General features: G+C 34.1%; 4 protein-coding genes. All 4 read left to right on the forward strand.

Going from position 1 to position 2,968, the window contains the following annotated elements:
- The first annotated feature begins 78 nt into the window (after positions 1-78).
- From ACOVO2_RS25760 to ACOVO2_RS25775, 4 genes are read left to right on the forward strand one after another with little or no spacing between them, the layout of a single operon-like run.
- A complete protein-coding gene (locus ACOVO2_RS25760; protein WP_421772737.1) occupies positions 79-906 on the forward strand; it encodes an ATP-binding cassette domain-containing protein in 828 nt (275 codons plus the stop codon).
- A gap of 31 nt (positions 907-937) precedes the next feature.
- Complete coding sequence (locus ACOVO2_RS25765; RefSeq protein ID WP_421772738.1) at positions 938-1,768, forward strand: hypothetical protein; 831 nt, start codon at positions 938-940, stop codon at positions 1,766-1,768.
- A 26-nt stretch (positions 1,769-1,794) separates the two neighbouring features.
- Positions 1,795-2,175, forward strand: coding sequence for a GntR family transcriptional regulator (locus ACOVO2_RS25770; RefSeq protein WP_421772739.1), 381 nt, complete (start codon positions 1,795-1,797; stop codon positions 2,173-2,175).
- Positions 2,176-2,197: 22 nt separating this feature from the next.
- The gene (locus tag ACOVO2_RS25775; protein ID WP_421772740.1) at positions 2,198-2,887 is read left to right on the forward strand and encodes a hypothetical protein; all 690 of its coding nucleotides are present in this window, start codon (positions 2,198-2,200) and stop codon (positions 2,885-2,887) included.
- The last annotated feature ends 81 nt before the right edge of the window (positions 2,888-2,968 follow it).

The following is a 2,968-nucleotide window of genomic DNA, read 5'->3' on the forward strand; positions in this document are numbered from 1 at the left end:
AAAAAATATTCCATAAAAAACTTGCTTTTTAAATTTCAAAATCAATACATTTGTAGTGTACTATACAACTAATACACTATGATTAATATTCAAAACCTCTCTTTTGGTTATAATCGAAAGAAAATGCTTTACGAAAACCTTAGTTTGAGCCTCGAAGCAGGTAGTATCTATGGGCTTTTGGGTAAAAACGGGGCAGGAAAATCTACTTTGCTTTGCAATATGATGGGCTTGCTGTTTCCTGTTTCAGGGAAAATTGAAGTTGTGAAGCACAATCCACAGAAACGCCAGCCTTCATTTTTACAAAATGTCTATTTTATTCCAGAAGATGTAGCCCTTCCTTCTATTTCTATTCACACTTACTTAGAACTTTACGCTCCGTTTTACCCAAAATTCAATGAAAATCAGTTTTATGAGTATTTGAAAGAATTGGAAGTGCCGAGCGACCAAAAACTTAATAAAATGTCGTTTGGGCAACAGAAAAAAGCCATCATTGCTTTTGGATTGGCTTGCAACACGCAGGTTTTAATCATGGACGAACCAACAAACGGCTTGGATATTCCTTCAAAAAGTCAGTTTAGGAAATTGGTTGCGGCAGCTCTGACCGAAGAACGATTGTTTATTATTTCTACACACCAAGTACGTGATTTAGATAATCTGATTGACCAAATCATCATAATTGATGAAAGTGAGGTTTTACTCAAGGCATCTATCATGAGCATCAATGAGAAATTATGTTTCAAAACGGTGAACGAACTCGACGAAAACGTACTTTATGCTGAAGATTCGCTCAAAGGAAAAACGGTAGTGGCAGCGAATGTAACGGGTGAAGATAGCAAAATAAACATGGAACATTTGTTTAATGCCGTGATTGCCAATCCGAATCGTATGAAGGAAATTTTTAATTAAACTACTTGATTACTACATCATTACAAACAACATGAATAATACTTTTAATTTTCGTCGATTTGGTCTTTTACTCCGAAAAACAATTTATGAAAAAGGATTGGTTTTGGGTGGTACTTTTATATTAGCAACTGTATTAGTTTTATTTGCATACAGTTCGCTAAAAACAGCAAGACAAAGTTCGTTTGGGCAATCTATGGGTTTTGCAATTGGGCTATTAAGTGTAACAGTTTGGGTGAATATTTTACTTAATAACTTTTCAAAAAAATCAGTTTCGGCTTCTTATCTGACATTACCTTGCTCTCATTTCGAGAAATGGCTTTCGGTTTTTACAATTACCGTTTTAGTCTATTTACCTATGTTTCTAGTCGTTTTCAAGGTAATTGACTCGCTATTTTTAGATTATCATCGAGAATTGGCCGTCACAAAATTCCATTATACCGCCAAACAATTAGAAGTTGATTTCCCTTATTTGACATACAGTTTTGCAGAGAAAGATAACTTAAATCGAATGCCATTTTCGATATTCTTGGCTTGCTTTTTCGGTTTAGGCGGTATTGCGGTAGTCGGCAGTCTATATTTCAATCAAAAATCTTACATTAAATCTGCTTTAGTATTTTTGGGATTATCTGTGGCTTTCAGTTTTTTAGGTGATTCACTATTTAGTTTTATTATCGGTGAAAAAACTACTACATCTGGCGTTCTTAACTTTACCAAAGCCGTTGTTTCAACCGAAAGTAAAAAAGCATACCAAATCTATGCAACCGAATCTATCAAGAGTCTTATTCAACACTTTATGATGGTTTTTATTCCTGCCGCTTTGTGGTTGATTGGTTTGGTTCGGTTTGGCGATAAGGAGTTATAATAAACTGGTTTTCAATTATTTACGACATGGATTTTAGAGATAAACAAGCAATATATTTGCAGATTGGGGAGTACATTTTTGAGCAAATATTGCTTAAAAAATATCCGATGGGCGAGAAAATTCCATCAATCAGAGATTTGGCGGTGGCTTTGGAGGTAAATCCGAATACAGTTCAGCGAACTTATGATTTTTTGCAACAAAAGGAAATCATTCAAATGAAAAGAGGAATTGGCTATTTTGTGGCTGAGGATGCAGAAGATAAAATTTTATCGTTTCGGAGAGAGCAATTCATCGAAACCGAACTACCAAACGTCTTTCGGAATTTGCATTTATTAAAGATTGATTTTGAAGATTTAAAAGCTCAATATCAGCAATATATTCAAGAAAATTTCAATACAAATATTTAATAATCAACAACTTATTAACAATATGAAACTCAGCACTAAATTACTATTAGGTCTTTCGGGGATTTTTCTGATGATGATGCTCATTAGTGCATTTTCGGTAAAATCAGAATTTGAGAAAATTAATCAAAACGACCCTTATTGGCAATTTCAAAAGGTTTCCGACAAGGCATTTAAGCATATAAAAATCATTGGTCAAAAAGATGCTACTGGCAAAGTAAACATCATCGAGAATAAGCATTTTGCGATAAATGTCTCAAAAAAATGGACTGATGATGTCAAAGTTAGTTTTGAAGGTGATACTGTCGTTGTAAAATTTTTACTAAATCCTGCAAAAGTTCGGATTGAGGAATATCCAAATTATGAAAGTATCGTAATGATTCTTTGTCCAGATTTGAGTTCAATTAAGGGAGAATTAACCAATATTAAAATTGACAGTTTGAACCAAGATAAGCTAAAAATTGAAGCTACCAAAATCACCTCTGTTGATATCAGAAAGCTTAATAGTCAGCATCTTAGTATTGTCTTAGATGCAAACTCTAACTGTGATTTTCGTAATGATATACTTTATAAACTCGAAAACTTAGAAGCAAATGTAGCATCAAGTGGTGTTCTGAAAATGCGTCAGGTATATCCAAATAATTTTGTACTCAATACTTCTGAAAAATCAGTCATTGAAATGAATGGAACGGCTTTGAAGGCGATTAAAAAGTAATAGATTTCGGTGGGGTTCGACTTCGCTCACCCACCGAAACACCCACCGTCATTACCTTCGACAGCGTTGGCTGCACAGTCA

The sequence above is a fragment of the Emticicia sp. genome (genome assembly GCF_049241225.1).
Taxonomy (GTDB): domain Bacteria; phylum Bacteroidota; class Bacteroidia; order Cytophagales; family Spirosomataceae; genus Emticicia.